Source organism: Streptomyces sp. NPDC058663 (genome assembly GCF_042716745.1).
Lineage (GTDB): Bacteria > Actinomycetota > Actinomycetes > Streptomycetales > Streptomycetaceae > Streptomyces.
The window spans coordinates 18,445-36,256 of record NZ_JBHXRV010000045.1; the positions used below are offsets into that span (position 1 = coordinate 18,445).

General features: G+C 71.4%; 14 protein-coding genes. 9 read left to right on the plus strand and 5 right to left on the minus strand.

Annotated elements, in window-relative coordinates; all coding sequences use genetic code 11:
• Window positions 1-41: 41 nt before the first annotated feature.
• A complete protein-coding gene (locus ACFWVV_RS28520) occupies window positions 42-305 on the minus strand; it encodes a WhiB family transcriptional regulator (RefSeq protein ID WP_018103995.1) in 264 nt (87 codons plus the stop codon).
• Window positions 306-1,031: 726 nt separating this feature from the next.
• Between ACFWVV_RS28520 and ACFWVV_RS28525 the strand changes: the two genes are divergently transcribed.
• The 4 genes from ACFWVV_RS28525 (at window position 1,032) to ACFWVV_RS28540 (ending at window position 5,279) form a co-directional block, all read left to right on the plus strand.
• Entirely contained in the window at window positions 1,032-1,538 is a 507-nt protein-coding gene (locus ACFWVV_RS28525) for a cysteine dioxygenase (protein WP_384355241.1), read from the plus strand.
• A 194-nt stretch (window positions 1,539-1,732) separates the two neighbouring features.
• Window positions 1,733-2,689 carry a 2-phospho-L-lactate transferase gene (gene cofD / locus ACFWVV_RS28530; RefSeq protein ID WP_384355239.1) on the plus strand — a complete coding sequence of 319 codons (957 nt, stop codon included), beginning with the start codon at window positions 1,733-1,735 and terminating at the stop codon, window positions 2,687-2,689.
• Window positions 2,686-4,005: a coenzyme F420-0:L-glutamate ligase gene (locus ACFWVV_RS28535; RefSeq protein ID WP_384355237.1), complete on the plus strand. Its 1,320-nt coding sequence runs from the start codon at window positions 2,686-2,688 to the stop codon at window positions 4,003-4,005. Before cofD ends, ACFWVV_RS28535 begins: the two co-directional genes overlap by 4 nt.
• A 350-nt stretch (window positions 4,006-4,355) precedes the next feature.
• A complete protein-coding gene (locus tag ACFWVV_RS28540) occupies window positions 4,356-5,279 on the plus strand; it encodes a DNA-3-methyladenine glycosylase family protein (protein ID WP_384355235.1) in 924 nt (307 codons plus the stop codon).
• Between the two features lie 87 nt (window positions 5,280-5,366).
• Here ACFWVV_RS28540 and ACFWVV_RS28545 read toward each other — a convergent pair whose 3' ends face one another.
• Both ACFWVV_RS28545 and ACFWVV_RS28550 read right to left on the minus strand, forming a co-directional pair.
• Window positions 5,367-6,449, minus strand: a complete 1,083-nt coding sequence (locus ACFWVV_RS28545) for a sugar phosphate nucleotidyltransferase (RefSeq protein ID WP_384355233.1) — start codon at window positions 6,447-6,449, stop codon at window positions 5,367-5,369.
• Between the two features lie 238 nt (window positions 6,450-6,687).
• Complete coding sequence (locus ACFWVV_RS28550; protein WP_384355231.1) at window positions 6,688-7,989, minus strand: peptidoglycan recognition protein; 1,302 nt, start codon at window positions 7,987-7,989, stop codon at window positions 6,688-6,690.
• 128 nt (window positions 7,990-8,117) lie between these two features.
• On the opposite strand from ACFWVV_RS28550, the gene ACFWVV_RS28555 reads away from it, so the two are divergent.
• The 4 genes from ACFWVV_RS28555 (at window position 8,118) to ACFWVV_RS28570 (ending at window position 14,370) form a co-directional block, all read left to right on the plus strand.
• Window positions 8,118-8,885: a TIGR03089 family protein gene (locus tag ACFWVV_RS28555; RefSeq protein ID WP_384355229.1), complete on the plus strand. Its 768-nt coding sequence runs from the start codon at window positions 8,118-8,120 to the stop codon at window positions 8,883-8,885.
• Between the two features lie 176 nt (window positions 8,886-9,061).
• Window positions 9,062-10,543: an LCP family protein gene (locus ACFWVV_RS28560; RefSeq protein WP_384355227.1), complete on the plus strand. Its 1,482-nt coding sequence runs from the start codon at window positions 9,062-9,064 to the stop codon at window positions 10,541-10,543.
• Between the two features lie 222 nt (window positions 10,544-10,765).
• Window positions 10,766-12,523, plus strand: coding sequence for an LCP family protein (locus ACFWVV_RS28565; RefSeq protein ID WP_384355225.1), 1,758 nt, complete (start codon window positions 10,766-10,768; stop codon window positions 12,521-12,523).
• Window positions 12,524-12,633: 110 nt separating this feature from the next.
• Complete coding sequence (locus tag ACFWVV_RS28570) at window positions 12,634-14,370, plus strand: LCP family protein (protein ID WP_384355224.1); 1,737 nt, start codon at window positions 12,634-12,636, stop codon at window positions 14,368-14,370.
• 63 nt (window positions 14,371-14,433) lie between these two features.
• Here ACFWVV_RS28570 and ACFWVV_RS28575 read toward each other — a convergent pair whose 3' ends face one another.
• Window positions 14,434-15,459, minus strand: coding sequence for a glycosyltransferase family 2 protein (locus tag ACFWVV_RS28575; protein WP_384355277.1), 1,026 nt, complete (start codon window positions 15,457-15,459; stop codon window positions 14,434-14,436).
• 258 nt (window positions 15,460-15,717) lie between these two features.
• Between ACFWVV_RS28575 and ACFWVV_RS28580 the strand changes: the two genes are divergently transcribed.
• Window positions 15,718-17,082 carry an LCP family protein gene (locus ACFWVV_RS28580; RefSeq protein ID WP_384355275.1) on the plus strand — a complete coding sequence of 455 codons (1,365 nt, stop codon included), beginning with the start codon at window positions 15,718-15,720 and terminating at the stop codon, window positions 17,080-17,082.
• 168 nt (window positions 17,083-17,250) lie between these two features.
• On the opposite strand, the gene ACFWVV_RS28585 is transcribed toward ACFWVV_RS28580, so the two are convergent.
• Entirely contained in the window at window positions 17,251-17,799 is a 549-nt protein-coding gene (locus tag ACFWVV_RS28585; RefSeq protein WP_384355222.1) for an acyl-CoA thioesterase, read from the minus strand.
• Between the last annotated feature and the right edge of the window lie 13 nt (window positions 17,800-17,812).

Genomic DNA, 17,812 nt, shown 5'->3' on the forward strand with positions numbered 1-17,812 from the left:
CCCCTCGGGGGAGGGCGCTCGCCGGGCGGTCCCGGTGTCGCTCAGACGGCGGCCTTCTTCAGTCTCCGGCGTTCACGTTCCGACAGTCCGCCCCAGATTCCGAAGCGTTCGTCCTTCGACAGCGCGTATTCAAGGCATTCGGAGCGGACTTCGCACGCGAGGCAGACCTTCTTCGCCTCGCGGGTGGAACCGCCCTTCTCGGGAAAGAAGGACTCGGGATCGGTCTGGGCGCACAAGGCGCGCTCCTGCCAGCCGAGTTCCTCGTCCGCGTCCTCGACCAGCAGTTGCTGGAACAGCTCGGTCATGTGCGCCCCTCGTCTGTCTTTTGCTTTCCCCGTGATGTTGCCGTTACCGAATCCGGCCGAACGACACGAGTGAAATTACAAGTGTGTAGCTCCGTGGCAGTCAAGCCGAGATCTGCTATTGGGCCCGTTATTCACTCTGCGGAACCAAGGCTATGCAGAAAGTGTTCAAATCGCCAAAAACCATGACACATGACTCCGCTGTCTGTGCGGGTACCCCGCACGCGGAGGAAGACGCGGTTTGGATTGATCTTGTTGCGCCCGGGGGCGGCGAAGCGACTCGGATCACAGTCGGATCACGAGACGGCGGCGGCGCGCATGCGCGCCGCCGCAGCACTGATGAAGCGCGGTCTCTCCTCGTCAGCGGCTGCACAAACCTTTCTCCGGCCGACGCAACCGGAAGAGGTGAAACATGGGGGCCAAATCGGTCATCGAGTTGACAGCGGGTGACGATGCCCGTCACCTTTGTCCTTATGCCAGCGACCGCAGTGCGCACCCGGACCCACACTCGTGTGGTCCGCAGCGCTGCCCCGATCCGCTGCATGTCTGCCGGCTGTTGTCCCAGCTGCCGCTGTCACAGCTGTTGAAGCCACCCGCGCTCCAGCTCTGACCCTCCGCACGCCGCACCCCGCGTGCTGTTTTCCGCGGCTCACCCCGCGACCTCCGCGGCTCACTCCGCGAACCGTTCTGCGACACCCCAGCACTCTCCTGCCGAGGAACCCCCGCATCATGAACAGCGACAGCGACCTGCAGATCGCCGGCGACATCCTTGAGGTCCTGCACCTTCTGGCCCCCGCCCGTGAACACCCCACCACCGTGGCCGAATTCGCCGGCCTCGCCCGCTCCATCGCGGCCGACCGCACCCAGTGGGCCCACCTCGTCGAGTACGACGCCACCACGCGCTGGTACCACCGGCTGCGCACCGGGCCCGGTTACGAGGTCTGGCTGCTGAGCTGGGTGCCGGGCCAGGGCAGCGGGGCGCACGACCACGGCACGTCCACCGGCGTCCTCACCGTCCTCCAGGGCGAGCTCACGGAGCGTAACGACAAGGGAGCGCGCACGCTCGGCACGGGCGCGCAGTACGTGTCCGTATCCGGCCACGTCCACGAGGTGGTCAACGACTCCCTGGAGCCCGCCGTGAGTCTGCACGTCTACTTCCCCGGGCTGACCGAGATGCCGATGTACGGAAGCGTCCGTGCTTCCACCGCCGCCCGGCAGGATGTCGGCGCCGCCTGACGGCCGGGGACCACCACCCCTCAAGGATTCAGGCTGCGCCTGACAGTCCCACCCGTCACCCGGCCACCACCCCTCAAGGATTCAGGCTCCGCCTGACAGTCCTACCCGTCACCCGACCTTCCCCAAGCTCTTGAGGAGCAGGGGATACCCCATCCCCCTCAAGGATTCAGGCTGCGCCTGACAGACTCTTCGGCATGCGCATTGTGGTCTTGGCAGGCGGTATCGGTGGTGCTCGTTTTCTTCGTGGGCTGAAGGAGGCCGCACCGGAGGCGGACATCACGGTCATCGGCAATACCGGTGACGACATTCATCTGTTCGGGCTGAAGGTCTGTCCCGACCTCGACACGGTGATGTACACCCTCGGCGGGGGCATCAACGAGGAACAGGGCTGGGGCCGGGCGGAGGAGACCTTCCAGGTCAAGTCCGAGCTCGCGGCGTACGGCGTCGGGCCCGAATGGTTCGGGCTCGGCGACCGCGACTTCGCGACGCACATCGTGCGGACCCAGATGCTCGGCGCGGGATATCCGCTGAGCGCGGTCACCGAAGCGCTGTGCAAGCGGTGGGAGCCTGGCGTGCGGCTCATCCCGATGTCCGACGACCGCGTGGAGACGCACGTGGCGGTCGACGTGGACGGCGAGCGGAAGGCCGTGCACTTCCAGGAGTACTGGGTGAAGCTGCGCGCCTCGGTGGAAGCACAGGCGATCGTGCCGGTCGGTGCCGACCAGGCCAAGCCCGCCCCTGGCGTTCTTGAGGCGATCGCGGAGGCCGACGTCATCCTCTTCCCGCCGTCGAACCCGGTGGTGAGCGTCGGCACCATCCTCGCCGTGCCCGGCATCCGCGAGGCGATCGCGAACGCCGGGGTACCGGTCGTCGGTCTCTCCCCCATCGTGGGCGACGCCCCCGTGCGGGGCATGGCCGACAAGGTGCTCGCCGCCATCGGCGTGGAGTCGACCGCGGCCGCCGTGGCCCAGCACTACGGCTCGGGGCTGCTGGACGGCTGGCTGGTCGACACCGTCGACGCGGGCACCGTACGGGCGGTCGAGGAGGCCGGGATCCGCTGCCGTGCCGTACCGCTGATGATGACGGGCCTGGCGGCGACCGCCGGCATGGCGCGGGCCGCGCTGGAGCTGGCCTCGGAGGTACGGGCGTGAGCGGCGCACGGGACGGGCGCGACGGATACCGGGTGTGGGCGGTGCCCGGGCTGCCCGAGGTCCGCGAGGGGGACGACCTCGCCAAGCTGATCGCGGGTGCGGAGCCCGCACTGGCCGACGGGGACGTACTCCTCGTCACGTCGAAGATCGTGAGCAAGGCGGAGGGCCGGATCGTCGCCGCCGACTCCCGCGAGGAGGCGATCGACGCGGAGACGGTACGGGTCGTCGCCCGGCGCGGCACGCTGCGGATCGTCGAGAACCGGCAGGGCCTGGTCATGGCCGCCGCCGGTGTCGACGCCTCCAACACCCCGGCCGGCACCGTACTGCTGCTGCCCGAGGACGCGGACGCCTCGGCGCGGGCGATCCGGGACGGCGTACGGGACGCGCTGGGCGTCGAGGTCGGGGTCGTCGTCACCGACACCTTCGGGCGGCCCTGGCGCAGCGGGCTGACCGATGTGGCGATCGGGGCCGCCGGGGTGCGGGTGCTGGACGACCTGCGGGGCGGCACCGACGCGTACGGCAATCCGCTGAGCGCCACGATCGTGGCCACCGCCGACGAGCTGGCGGCCGCCGGTGACCTGGTGAAGGGCAAGGCGGCGGGGCTGCCGGTGGCGGTGGTGCGCGGGCTGCCGCACGTGGTGCATGCGGACGCGGAGGACACGGGCGCGCGGGCGCTGGTGCGTGGTGCGGCCGACGACATGTTCCGGCTGGGAACGTCGGAGGCGGTACGGGAAGCCGTCACGCAGCGCCGCACGGTACGGGACTTCACCGACGCGCCCGTCGATCCCGGCGCGGTGCGGCGGGCGGTCGCGGCGGCGGTGACGGCACCGGCGCCGCACCACACGACACCGTGGCGGTTCGTGCTGCTGGAGAGCGAGGAGTCGCGGGTCCGGCTGCTGGACGCCATGCGGGACGCCTGGGTGGCCGATCTGCGCAGCGACGGGAAGTCGGAGGAGTCGATCGCCAAGCGGGTGAAGCGCGGGGACGTGCTGCGGCGGGCGCCGTATCTGGTGGTGCCGTGTCTGGTGATGGACGGGGCGCACGACTACGGGCACGCGCGGCGGGATGCCGCAGAGCGGGAGATGTTCGTGGTGGCGATGGGCGCCGGGGTGCAGAACTTCCTCGTGGCGCTGGCCGGGGAGCGGCTGGGCTCGGCGTGGGTGTCGTCGACGATGTTCTGCCGTCCTGTGGTGCGGGAGGTGCTGGGGTTGCCCGAGGGGTGGGATCCGATGGGGGCGGTGGCGGTGGGGCATCCGGCGGGGGAGCCGGGGGTGCGGGGGGCGCGGGGTGTGGAGGGGTTTGTTGTGGTGCGGTGAGGTGGGGCGGGGGTGGGTGGGGTTGCCGGGCCGGGTGGGCGGCTCCGTCGGGGTGGGGCGGGGGCGAGAGGTTCGGCTCCGCCGGGGGCCGCCCCCCTTGCCCGCCCGTTCCGCCCCCGGGGGCGGCCCCGTCGCCCAAGGGGGCTGGGGTGCAAGGGTGTGGGCGGCCCCGACGCCCAAGGGGGCTGGGGGGCGAGGGGCTGGGGGGCGGCCCCGCCGCCCAAGGGGGCTGGGGGTAAGGGGTAGGGGTCAGGGCGGCCCTGCCGCCCAAGGGGGCGGGAGGGCTGAGGGGGCGGTCCCGTCGGCCAAGGGGGCCGCTGGGGTGTGCAGGGGGCGCGTAGGGTTTAGGGGTGGCTGGGAGATTTAAGGTGCGGGGGGTGCTGGGGCCGCTGCGGCGCGGGGGTGCGGACCCCGCCTACCGGGTGGCGGACGACGGTGCCGTATGGCGGGTGAGCCGTACCCCCGAGGGGCCGGCGACCCTGCGGGTGGCGGCCGGACCGGCGGGCCCCGCAGCCGAGCCGCTCGCGGCGTCGGCGAAGGCGGAGGCCTGGGGCCCCGGCGCCGAGTGGCTGATGGCACGGCTTCCCGCGCTGCTCGGGGAGCTGGACGACCCGGCCCCCTTCGTGGCGCGCCACCAGGTGGTCGCGCGTGCCGAACGCCAGCACCCGTGGCTGCGGCTGTGCCGTACCGGCCTCGTACTGGAGTCGCTGATTCCGTCGGTGCTCGAACAGAAGGTCACCACCACCGAGGCGTACGCCTCGTGGCGGCATCTGGTGCGGAAGTTCGGGGAGCCCGCCCCGGTACCGTGCGGTCCCGGGGTGCCGGACGGCCTCTACGTCATGCCGGACGCCCGGACCTGGGCGCTCATCCCCTCCTGGGAGTGGCACCTGGCGAACGTGGACGGCAAACGCTCCGCCACCGTCGTGCGCGCGGCCCGCGTGGCCGCCCGGCTGGAGGAGGCGGCGGGCATGCCGTACGAGCAGGCGAAGGCGCGGCTGGAGGCCGTTCCCGGCATCGGCCCCTGGACCTCCGCCGAGACCCTCCAGCGCAGCAACGGCGCACCCGACGCGCTGACCGTGGGCGACCTGCACCTGCCGGGGATCGTCGGGTACGCCCTGACCGGGCGGCGCGGAGCCACCGACGCCGACATGCTGGAGCTGCTGGCCCCCTACGCGGGGCAGCGGCACCGGGCCGTCCGGCTGATCCTGCTCACCGGACTGACCCCGCCCCGGCGTGCCCCGCGTCTCGCCCCGGGGCGGATCTCCCACCTCTGAGGCGGCGGTCGCCCTACCCGGCCGGGGGAGACCCGCGCCGGCTACCGGCCGGAGGAGAAGCCGGCTACCGGCCGGAGGAGAAGCGGGCTACTGGTCGGAGGAGAAGCGGACCGAGGCCGCCGGGAGGTGCGCGTCGCACCACACGCGGATGCCTTCGCGGAGTTCGTTGTCGGCTCCGATCACCGCGCCGTCGCCGATGACCGCGCCGTGGAGTGTCGTACGGGCGCCGATCCTGGCTCCCGCGCCGACCAGGGAGTCGGTGATCACCGCGCCTGCTTCGACCACCGCTCCCGCGAGGATCGTGCTGCCCTCGATGCGTGCTCCCGCGCCGATCACGGCGTCGGCGCCCACCGCCGTGCCGCCGGTGAGCTTCGCGTCCTGGGCGACGTCCGCGCCCGGCATGATCAGCCGGTCGCCGCAGCGGCCGGGGACCGCCGGGGAGGGTGCGCGGCCCTGCACCAGGTCCGCGGAGCCGCGGACGAAGGCCTGCGGGGTGCCCAGGTCCAGCCAGTACGTGGAGTCGACCATGCCCTGGAGGTGGGCGCCGGAGGCGAGGAGACCGGGGAAGGTCTCGCGCTCGACGGAGACCGGGCGGCCGGCCGGGATGGTGTCGATGACCGAGCGGCGGAAGACGTAGGCGCCCGCGTTGATCTGGTCGGTGACGATTTCCTCGGGGGTCTGCGGCTTCTCCAGGAAGGCGGTGACCCGGCCGGTGGCGTCCGTGGGGACCAGGCCGAAGGCGCGCGGGTCCTCGACCCGGGTGAGGTGCAGCGAGACATCGGCGCCGGAGGTCTCGTGGGTGGTGACCAGGGCCGCGATGTCGAGGCCGGTGAGGATGTCGCCGTTGAAGATGAGGACCGGCTCGTCGGGGCCCGACCGCAGGCGGGAGGCGACGTTGCGGATGGCGCCGCCGGTACCCAGCGGCTCGTCCTCGGTGACGTACTCCAGGTGCAGGCCGAGGGCGGAGCCGTCGCCGAAGTGGGGCTCGAAGACCTCGGCGAGGTAGGAGGTGGCGAGCACGATGTGTTCGACTCCGGCCGCCCTCGCGCGGGCCAGCTGGTGGGTCAGGAAGGGCACCCCGGCGGCGGGAACCATGGGCTTGGGGGTGTTGACCGTGAGGGGCCGCAGCCGGGTTCCCTTGCCTCCGACCAGGAGGATCGCTTCAGTCACCTTGTCGTCTCTGCTTCCTGCTGGGGCCGGCCGGACAGTGGGCGGCCAGTGTATGCAGACTGTTCGATACGTCCTGTCGATGCGTCCTGTCGATGCGTCCTCATCGGTACGTCCCGATCGGTACGTCCCGATCGGTGCGTCCCGATCGGTGCGTCCTGATCGGTGCGTCCCGACCGATGCGTCCCGATCGGTGCCCCTCGCGGCGACGACGGGGCACGCCGTGTACGTCGCGCTCCGGTCAGCGGCCCTGGAGCCGGGCGGCCGACGACCTGGCGGTCCCGAGCTTCCGGTACAGGCGTCCGCCGGGGCACTCGGTGGCAAAGCCGTCCCGGTGTCCCGAGATGACGTTGAGCCGGACGTTCCTGCCCTTCTTGTAGAGGTTGCTGCCCCCTGAGGTGAGGTGGGTGGTGCCCTTCGGGTTGGCGCCGTGCAGTCCGAGCTTCCAGGCGGCGAGTTTCGCCACGGCGTTCACCGCAGCCTTGGACGGAGCGGACGAGGTGTACGTCCCGAGGACGGCGATGCCCATGCTGTTGGTGTTGAAACCGAGAGTGTGCGCCCCGAGCACCGGCTTGGCCACACCTCCGGCACGTCCTTCGTAGACGTTGCCGCACTTGTCGACGGCGAAGTTGTAGCCGAAGTCACGCCATCCACTGCTCTTGACGTGGTAGCGGTAGATACTGCGAAGTACGGAGCCGGACTGCGAACAGCTGTACCCATTGCCGGACGCGCTGTGGTGCACGAAGGCCGCCTTGATCGTCTTCGTGTACACGTATCCCTTCTCCTTCAGCCGCTCGTCCGCGCCCCAGCCCTTGCGCGTGACGATCCGCGGCCGGGGCCCGATGTGCCGCCGCGAAGTACCCCATTCCGCTTCCGCTTCGGCCCTGGTCTGGCGGTCGGTGAGCGCCGGGAGCACCAGGCCGGCGGCGGGCGCGCGCATTCTGCCGCCGACCGGGTCGGCGCCCGGGTCGACGAGGTCGAGGCGCAGCCCCTCGGGCAGCGGCGGGGTCGCGCCGGAGCCCGCCGCCGTCCGTGCGCCCGCTTCGGTGCGGGGCTGGACGCGTGCCTCGACGCCGTCGGAGGGGCCGACCCAGAGCGGGGCCGTCGAGCCGCGGGTGCGCCCGGTGCGGGCCTCCGCCGACGCGGGGTCGGCTCCGTGGTCCGCGTGACCGGCGATCAGGTCCTGCCAGCCGGACCAGACCCGGCTGCCGACCGGTCTCGTACGGACCTGGACCCGCCCTTCCAGTACGGCACCCGGGTCGTCCCAGACCACTCCGAGAAGCGAGAACGGCGGTACGTCACGGGAGTCGGCCCCCATCGCCGCAATGGCGGGCACCGACCGCAGCGACCGGTCCGTGCTCCGTCCGCCCAGCGGCAGGAGCGGGAGCGAGCGGGTGGTGCCGGGCAGGTCCGCGGCCCGCGTCCCGCCCGGGCCCGCGTTGTCGGAACCCGCCGGGGCCGGCACGCCGTCGGGCAGGGCGAGGGTGAGCGCGAGTACGGACGCACAGGCGAGTGCGATCGAAGAACCAACGAGTGCACGCATGCACCAAATCTTGGACATAGTCATATAAATCTGTCCATCGGTGAATTGACGCCCTGTCTGCCGGACGGGTGTCTTCCGCGCCCCGACGACGGCCCGCGGGCGAGGGGCCCCGGGCGTACGCTCCTCGGATGAACACCACCGACCGCACCCCTGCCGACCTGCTGCGTTCCGCACTCGCCACGGACCCGGGCCGCCCCCTCGTCACCTTCTACGACGACGCGACGGGCGAGCGCGTCGAACTGTCCGTGGCCACCTTCGCCAATTGGGTGGCCAAGACCGCCAATCTGCTGCAGGGCGACCTGTCCGCGGGCCCCGGCGACCGGCTCGCGCTGCATCTGCCCGCGCACTGGCAGACCGCCGTCTGGCTGCTCGCCTGCTCCTCGGTGGGCGTCGAGGCCGACGTACGGGGGAAGCCGGAGGCGGCGGACGTGGTGGTCAGCGGGCCCGACTCGCTGGAGGCGGCGCGGGCCGGCCGGGGCGAGCGGATCGCGCTGGCACTGCGTCCGCTGGGTGGCCGGTTCCCGCAGCCGCCGGAGGGCTTCGCGGACTACGCGGTCGAAGTCCCCTCCCAGGGCGACCAATTCGCCCCCTTCGCCCCGGTCGACCCCGAGGACACCGCCCTGAGCGTCGGCGGTACGGAGCTGACGGCGGCCGCCCTGGTGGAGCGGGCGCGGGCGGACGCGGCGGCGCTCGGGCTCGCTCCGGGGTCCCGGGTGCTGTCGGGACTCTCGTACGACACGTGGGAGGGGCTCTCCTCCGGTCTGTACGCGCCGCTGGCCGCCGGTGGCTCGATCGTGCTGTGCCGGAACCTCGGCCGGCTGTCCGCCGAGGACCTCGCGGGGCGCGTCGCGAGCGAGCGCGTCACGCACACGGTGAGGACTCCCGCCGGGTCGTAGCGCGGGTACGCCGCCGGGGACCGCTCATCCGGTGAACCGGGGCCCGGCCTCGCGGACCGGGGAGCGACCTCGGTACATGATCGGTTGCACGCACAACCAAGCGCTGGTTTCAGCCGTCTACTCCTGCGATCGACGGCCCAGCGTGCCGCCGACTCCGTACGAGGATGGACGCAGACGTGACCGACAGTGCTGGCACGCCCCACGAACCGGACGAGTCGGCAACGGCGGACGGCCCACCCGAGGGCCCCACGGAACCCGGCGGGGCGGCCGGGGCAGCTGCGGGCGCGGACGACGGGAACACGCCGGACGGCAAGGACAAGCCGGGCGGTGGGGCCGGCCCGGACAGCAAGGAGAAGCCGGGCGGGGCAGACAAGCCGGGGGGTGCGGCCGAGCCGGACGGCGAGGACAAGCCGGGGGGTGCGGCCGAGCCGGACGGCGAGGACAAGCCGAGCGGCAGGGCCGAGGACTCCCCCGCCACGCCCGGCCAGTCACCCGGCCCCTCCCCGGATCCCTCCCCCGACGCCCCGGCCCGCCGTCGCCGCTGGGTCCGCCGGGCCGCCGCGGGGGCGGCGGTGGTGGTGCTGGGGGCCGCCGGGGCGGGCTGGTGGTTCTACCAGAAGCTGGACGGCAACATCACCACCGACACCGGTGCCGCCGCCGAGCTCCGCGCCTGGGAGAAGGACCGCCCCCAGCAGGCCAAGGCGGCGCTGAACGCGCAGAACATCCTGCTGATCGGCTCCGACACCCGCGCGGGCGGCAACGCCAAGTACGGCCGCGACGAGGGCACCCAGCGCTCGGACACCACGATCCTGCTGCATCTGGCCGCCGACCGCTCCAGCACCACCGCCGTGTCCATCCCGCGCGATCTGATGACGGACATCCCCAGCTGCACGAAGCCGGACGGCACCCGCACCCGGGCGATGTTCGCGCAGTTCAACTGGGCGTTCCAGATGGGCGGTACGGCCTGCACGATCCGGACCGTCGAGAAGATGACCGGGATCCGGCTCGACCACCACATGGTGGTCGACTTCCAGGGCTTCAAGGACATGGTGGACGCGGTCGACGGCGTCGCCATCTGCCTCAAGGAGCCGATCAACGACCGGGACGCGCACCTGAAGCTCCCGGCAGGACCGCAGACCCTCAACGGCGAGCAGGCGCTGGGCTACGTACGCGCCCGCAAGAGCATCGGGGGCGGCAGCGACACCGAACGGATGGACCGCCAGCAGCAGTTCCTCGCCTCGCTCGTCAACAAGATGCAGAGCAACGGCGTCCTGCTGAACCCGACGAAGCTCTACCCGGTGCTGGACGCCGCGACCAAGTCGCTGACCACGGACCCCGGGCTGGACTCGCTGCGCGATCTGTACGACCTGGTGAGCAGTGCGCGGGACGTGCCGTCGGAGAAGATCCAGTTCATGACGGTGCCCCGGCGGCCCTACACCTACGACCGCAACCGGGACGAGCTCGTCCAGCCGCAGGCGGCTGATCTCTTCCGGCAGCTGCGGGACGACACCCCCGTAACGGTGACGCCCGTCAAGCCGGCGAAGCCCGGGACCGACACCGTGCGTGAGGACCCGAAGCCCGACGACCAGGGCCCCGCCACCCCGACCCCGACCCCGACTTTCGCAGGTACAAACGCCGCGACCGGCATGTGCGGGTAAAGCAATTCCCAAACCCGGGGCGATCCCCGTTGCGTTTTGGACGGATTGCCCGGTTGTAAGGGGCGTGGAATTTGTCACTGCCGTCGCTAGGGCCTGATCTGGGCAGATAGTGTGACGCGATCCAGTGCGACGAGCCCTCATGGGTCGCGCACGAATGGACCGAATGACCGAGCGCCTGGGGGGAGGCGCCTCGCGTGGGACCGACGGAGGACTCAGGCAACCGTGGACGCGCAAAGCCGTGGGGCGGACGAGATCGACCCCGCTGACCAGTGGGTTCTCAACCCGCACACCGGCAACTACGAACTGCGACTGGATCAATCCGCAGGGTCCGCAGGAGCGGGGCAGTCCCAGGGCGCCGCGCGTGGACGGAGCCGTGGGGCCCGCGAGCAGCGGGCCCGCGAAACTGCTGCGCCGCGCCGCGAGGTGCCGCCGCAGCGCAGCCGCCGCCCCTCTCCTCCGGGCGGCACTCCGGGAGGCACCAGCAGCGGCGGCACGCAGCAGGCGGGGCGCCGCAAGCGCAAGCAGGTCAAGCCCAAGCGGGCCCTGAAGACGACCGGCATCGTGCTGGGCGTCACCCTGGTGGCCGGGTCGGTCGGCGCATGGGCGCTGTACGAGCACTTCAACGGCAATCTGAAGTCGGTGGACGTCTCCGGCGGCTCGGGCGGCTTCAAGAAGGACCAGGCCGTCAACATCCTGGTCATCGGCACCGACAAGCGGATCGGCGACGGCAACGAGGGCTACGGCGACAAGGACAGCCCCGGCCACGCCGACACCACGATCCTCTTCCACGTCTCCAAGGACCGCACCAACGCCACGGCGCTGTCGATCCCGCGTGACCTGAAGATCCCGATCCCCGACTGCCCCACCAAGCAGCCGGACGGCTCGGAGAAGGTCATCCCCGGCAGCCCGAAGGACCGCTTCAACACCAGCCTCGGCCAGTCGGGGCGCGACCCCGGCTGCACCATGCGCACGGTCAAGGAGATCACCGGGCTGACCGTCGACCACTTCATGATGGTCGACTTCAACGCGGTGAAGACGCTGAGCACCGCGGTCGGCGGCGTGGACGTCTGTGTCGCCAGGGACGTCAACGACGTGGACTCCAAGCTCAAGCTCACCAAGGGAAACCACACCCTTCAGGGCGAACAGGCGCTGGCCTTCGTCCGTACCAGGCACAGTTTCGGCAGCGGCTCCGACCTCAGCCGGATCGAGACCCAGCAGCAGTTCCTCAGCTCGATGATCCGCAAGATGAAGTCCAGCGAGACACTGACCAACCCGTCCAAGCTCTACGGCCTGGCGGACGCGGCGACCAAGGCGATGACCGTCGACTCCGGCATCGGCAGCATCTCCAGGCTCAAGTCGCTGGCCGAGGAAGTCGCCAAGGTCGATCCCAAGAACATCACCTTCACCACCCTGCCGGTCCTCGACAACCCGGACGAGCCGCCGAAGAAGAAGGCCACCGTGGTCGTCAACCACGAGAAGGCCGATCCACTCTTCGCGATGATGCAGTCGGACACTTCGCTGACCGAGGTGAAGAAACAGGAGAAGGAACAGAAGGCACAGGCCAGTGCCAAGCAGGACGCCCTGCTGAAGGGCACCAAGGCCGCCGCCGACGAGGTACGGGTCACCATTTTCAACGGCGGCGGCCCCAGCGGCGCCGCCCAGGAGACGCTGTCCTGGCTCCAGTTGAACAAGGGCGCCAAGCTCGCGACCAACGGCGGCAACTCGTCGAAGCCCGACGTCCCGAAGACCACGCTGGAGTACGGCACCGACCAGGCCGACCAGGCCCGTGCGCTCGCGGCGATGATGGGACTGCCCTCCTCGGCGATGAAGCCGACCGGGCAGCAGGCGGGCGCGCGCGAGCCGATGACGCTCACGCTGGGCGGCGACTTCACGAAGGCCGGGCAGCCGGTCGGCGCCCCGGCCAAGGCACCGGCGGGAATCCAGCGGGCCAGCGCTGACAAGTCGGTGTGCGCCAAGTGAGTACCGGCACGTCGGTGTGCGCCAAGTGAGTGCGGACAAGCCGCTGTGCGCCAAGTGACCGCCGGTCACCGGGCTTGAGAAGAATCCGAATGGGAGTGGGTGGGGGCCCGGTGGGCAGCAGCAGGGTGCACGGGGAGGGGACCCGCGCGCGCAGCCTCGGCTGGGACGAGAGTCTCTACGAGGGCGCGGCGCACGGGGAGAGCGGTCCGCCGGACGCAGCGGCGGGCCGGGACCCGGCGGGCCCCGACGACGGCGGCCGCCGCGGGGGCGGTGCCGGCAGGCGCAGGCGCCCCGGCGGCGGCAACGGCGGCGAGGGCAGGAGCAGGAAGAAGCGCATCCTGCGCTGGACCGCGATAACCGTGGCCGTGCTGATCCTCGGCACGGCCGCCGCCGGCTACCTCTACGTCCGCCACCTCGACTCCAACCTGCGCGGCGGCAACCGCAGCAACAACGACGGCCCGCCCAAGCCCGAGGCGAATGCCGCCGGGCAGACCCCGCTCAACATCCTCCTCATCGGCTCCGACAGCCGTAACACCAAGGGGAACCTGGAACTCGGCGGCAGCAAGGAGTCGGTGGGCAACAAGCCCCTGGCCGACGTGCAGAAGCTGCTGCACGTCTCCGCCGACCGCAAGCACGCCTCCGTGGTGAGCATCCCCCGCGACACCCGGGTGAACATCCCCGAGTGCAAGGACGAGAAGACCGGCGAGACGTTCCCCAAGACCAACAAGATCATCAACCAGGCCCTGGCCCGCGGCGGTCCGAGCTGCGTCCTGGACACCTGGCAGCAGCTCACGAACGTCTACATCGACCACTGGATGATGATCGACTTCTCCGGTGTGGTGAAGATGTCGGACGCGGTCGGCGGTGTCGAGGTCTGCCTCAAGCAGGGCGTCTGGGACCGCTCCAAGCCGGGCGTCAAGGGCGGCTCGCACCTGAAGCTCCCGGCGGGCACCCACCGGATCCAGGGCGAGGACGCGCTGAAGTGGCTGCGCACCCGGCATGCGTTCGAGAGCGACAAGGGCCGCGCCAAGGCGCAGCACATGTACATGAACTCGATGCTGCGGGAGCTCAAGTCGCAGAACGCGTTCACCGACGCGGGCCGGCTGACCGGGCTCGCGGAAGCGGCCACCAAGGCCCTCGTGGTGTCCGACGAGATCAAGTCGGTAGGCAAGCTCTTCGACCTGGCGATGCAGCTCAAGGACGTACCGTCCGACAGCATCACCATGACGTCGCTGCCGACGATCATCGACCCGCAGGACAGGAACCACTACATCGTCTCCGAGAAGGACGCCTCGAAGGTCCTGACGATGCTCCGCGACGACATCCCCTTCGACAGGAACGGTGACCGGAACGGCGGCACGGCCGACGGCAAGCAGCCGGGCAACAAGCCTGCGGGCCCGGCGCCCAAGACGCCGATGACCGCCCCCGGCGAGCTCGCGGTCTCCGTGCAGAACGGCACCGGCACCGACACCCGCGCGGCCGCCCGGGGCCGCGCCTCCACCGTCGCCGGCCTCCTCACCGGCAAGGGTTACTCCCGTGCGACGGCCAGCCGGGAGCGCCCGGCCTCCGAGCACACCACGGTCACCTACCCCAGCGCCGAGCTGGAGGGCGACGCCCAGGCCGTCGCCAAGTCGCTGGGCATCCCGGCCACCGCCGTGAAGAAGTCCTCGGCGTCCTCCGGCGTCACCCTGGTCGTCGGCTCGGACTGGCGCACCGGCGACGTCTTCCCGAAGGCCGCGGCACCCACCGCGGGCGACGTCCCCGAGAGCGCGGAAGCCGTCACCGGCGACGACACCAAGGCGTGCATGGACGTCTACGCCCCGTACCGCTGGAACGGCAAGGACTAGGGTCCGCGGGGATGCGAAGGGGGCCGGGTCCGTGCGGACCTGGCCCCCTTCGCATACGTACGGTCAGACGCCGGCGCCCTGCCCCTGGACGGCCGGGCGGCGGCTCGCGATGACGCGCTTGGCGAGGGACTTCGGCGAGGTCAGGAAGCCGTACCCCCACGACATGTGCATGGTGGCGAGTGCGACGGGGATCTGCGCGCGGGCCTTCAGCGACAGGCCCTTGCCGGCCGGCAGGGAGCCCGCGGTGATCGCGGCCAGGTAGCCGGCCGGAACCACGAAGCCCCACGGGGTGACGAGCGCACCCACCACGGCGCCCGCCGCGATCGCGCACACGGCGGTCGGCGGGGCGAGGTAGCGCAGGTTGATGGAGCCGGAGTGGTAGCGGGCGACGACGTGCCGCCAGCGGCCGTAGTCCTTGTACTGCTTGGCGAGCGCCTTGATGCTCGGGCGCGGGCGGTACTGCACCTTCAGCTCGGGCGAGAACCAGATCAGCCCGCCGGCCTCACGGATACGGAAGTTCAGCTCCCAGTCCTGGGCGCGGATGAACTCCTCGTTGTAGCCGCCCTGCTGCTCCAGGGCCTCGCGGCGGAAGACGCCCAGGTAGACGGTCTCGGCCTGCTGGGCGGCGCCGCCGGTGTGGAAGGCGGCGTTGCCGACGCCGATCTTCGAGGTCATGGCCGCGGCGACGGCCTCTTCCCAGGCGTTCTCGCCCTCGGCGTGCATGATGCCGCCGACGTTCTGCGCGCCGGTCTCCTCCAGGAGGCGGACGGCGGTGGCGATGTAGTCGGCGGAGAGCATGCCGTGGCCGTCGACGCGGACGACGACGGGGTGCCGGGAGGCCTTGATGGCGGCGTTGAGGGCGGCGGGGGTGCGGCCCGTGGGATTCGGCACGGTGTGCACGCGCGGGTCTCCCCGTACCAGCTCGGCGGCGATCTCGTCGGTGCGGTCCGTGGAGGGGCCGAGCGCGATCACCACCTCCATCTCGCCGTCGTACTCCTGCTCCAGGATGTGGCGGACCGAGTTGCGCAGGTGCCGCTCCTCGTTGAGGACCGGCATGATCACGGAGACCGCGGGGGCGGCGGCGGGGATGGCGTTCACATCGGCTCACGTTACCGCGAACGGGGGACAGCCTCGCGCGGCGGCCGTGCCGGTGCACCGGGCTGGAGATCGTATCGGCATACGGTGCACGCGATCCCCGTCCTGTGCCCCGCGGAGGTGTCCCCCGTGCCCGTTCCGCCCCGTCCGCCAGCTCCGCGTCCGCGAGAGCGCCGCCGGCGCACGCCCCTGTCCCAGGAGCGGCCGGCCAGGGAGCGCCGCCGTCGGCAGGACGAGAGGCCGCGCTGGGGCATGCGGGCGGCGACCACCCTGTCGGTGCTGGTCCTGGGCGCGGGCGGCATCGGGCACGCGCTGATGACCAGCATGAACACGCAGATCAGCCGGGTCGACCCGTTCAAGGACATGAAGAACAGACCCGAGTCCGGGTACGGCATGAACTTCCTGCTGGTCGGCACCGACGGCCGCGACCGGATCACCCCCGAGGAGCGGCAGAAGTACCGGCTGGGCGGCGCCCCCTGCCACTGCACCGACACGGTCATGGTCGTGCACGTCTCGCAGGACCGGGAGCGCGCCAGCGTCGTCAGCCTCCCCCGCGACAGTTACGCCGAGCTGCCCGAGCACACCGACGAGACGACCGGCGACCATCACAAGGCCCACCCGGTCAAACTGAACGCGGCGTACGCGGAGGGCGGCCCGGCCCTCACCACCCGCACCGTCGAACAGATGACGGGCGTCAAGATCGACCACTATCTGGAGGTCGACTTCACCAGCTTCATGAAGACGGTGGACGTGCTCGGCGGCGTGGAGATCTGCACCTCGACCCCGCTGAAGGACGCCAACACCGGCCTGGACCTGGCCCCCGGCACGCACCGGCTCGGCGGCGGCGAAGCCCTCCAGTACGTACGTTCCCGGCACATCGACGGGGCGTCCGACCTGGGCCGGATGCAGCGCCAGCAGCGCTTCCTCGCGGCCTTCATCGCCAGGGCCACGGACGGCGGCGCCCTCGTCAACCCGGTGAAGTTCCGTGAGGTGGCCCAGACCCTGCTCGGCTCGGTACGGGCCGACAGCGGGTTCGGTACGGCGGAGATGTTCGCCCTCGCCCGGGCGATGCGGGGCTTCTCCCCGGCGTCCTCGGAGTTCGCCTCGGTGCCGATCGGCGAGATGGGCCACCACGTCAAGGGCATCGGCTCCACCCTGAAGTGGGACGCCGCCAAGTCGAAGAAGCTCTTCCAGGCCCTGCGCGACGACCGGCCGCTGGCCGCACCCCGGCCCAAGCAGCCCCCGGCGACGACCGTCGACGTCTCCCCCCAGCAGGTCCGCGTGCAGGTCGACAACGGGACGCGTACGCCGGGCCTGGGCAAGCGGGTCGACGCCGCGCTGCGCGGCACCGGCTTCCGCACCACCGGCGTCCCGGGCAACGGGGCCCGCCGGGACCTCACTCGCACCCTCCTCAGCTACGACCCCCGCTGGGACCGGTCCGCCAAGTCCCTGGCGACGGCACTGCCGGGCTGCGAACTGAAGGCGGTCAAGGGCCAGGGCAGCCTCATGCGGGTCACGGCGGGCGCGGACTTCCGGGCCGTGACACGGGTCCGGGCGGAGGACCCCTACCGGGGCGAGTTCGGCGTGACGACGGGCGACCAGGTGGTCTGCCCCTAGCGTGCGGGAACGTGCGGTGCGGGTGGTCGTCGCGGCCGTCGGCCGGCTGTGTGTCGACTGTGCGACGGCTGTGTGCCGAGGCCGACGGCTGGTCGTTGAGGGCGACGGCTAGTCGTCGAGGGCGACGGCTGGTCGTTGAGGGCGACGGCTAGCCGTTGAGGGCGACGGCTAGTCGTTGAGGCCGTCGGCGGCGCGGCGGTCGCGCAGTTCCTTGATGGCGCGGCGGCGCGCCAGCCTGTGGGTGCGGCGGATCTGGGCCTCCTGGTAACGCCGCTGGTCGCGCTCCGTCTCCGGGATCACCGGCGGTACGGGGCGCGTCTTGCCGTCCGCGTCGACGGCGGCAAAGACCAGGTAGGCGGAGCCGACCTGCTGGGCGGGCGTCGACTCGTTCCACCGCTCGGCCAGCACCCGCACGCCGATCTCCATCGAGGAGCGGCCGGTCCAGTTGCACTGGGCCTTCACGTGGACGAGATCGCCGACCTGCACCGGCTCCAGGAACACCATCTCGTCCATCGAGGCCGTGACGGCCGGGCCGCCGGAGTGCCGCCCGGCCACCGCACCCGCCGCGTCGTCCACGAGCTTCATGATCACGCCACCGTGCACAGTGCCGAGAAGATTCGTTTCCGCAGCGGTCATGATGTGGCTCAGCGTGGTGCGGGACGCGGAGGTGGGCTTGCCCGGAAGGGGGTCTTCCGGGGTCTGGACCTGAACTGTCATGCCCTCTACTTTA

Coding starts and splice junctions, on each gene's coding strand:
- ACFWVV_RS28520 (WP_018103995.1), bottom strand. CDS start 305: ATGACCGAGCTGTTCCAGCAACTGCTGGTCGAGGACGCGGACGAGGAA.
- ACFWVV_RS28525 (WP_384355241.1), top strand. CDS start 1,032: ATGAACAGCGACAGCGACCTGCAGATCGCCGGCGACATCCTTGAGGTC.
- cofD (WP_384355239.1), top strand. CDS start 1,733: ATGCGCATTGTGGTCTTGGCAGGCGGTATCGGTGGTGCTCGTTTTCTT.
- ACFWVV_RS28550 (WP_384355231.1), bottom strand. CDS start 7,989: ATGCGTGCACTCGTTGGTTCTTCGATCGCACTCGCCTGTGCGTCCGTA.
- ACFWVV_RS28555 (WP_384355229.1), top strand. CDS start 8,118: ATGAACACCACCGACCGCACCCCTGCCGACCTGCTGCGTTCCGCACTC.
- ACFWVV_RS28580 (WP_384355275.1), top strand. CDS start 15,718: ATGCGGGCGGCGACCACCCTGTCGGTGCTGGTCCTGGGCGCGGGCGGC.
- ACFWVV_RS28585 (WP_384355222.1), bottom strand. CDS start 17,799: ATGACAGTTCAGGTCCAGACCCCGGAAGACCCCCTTCCGGGCAAGCCC.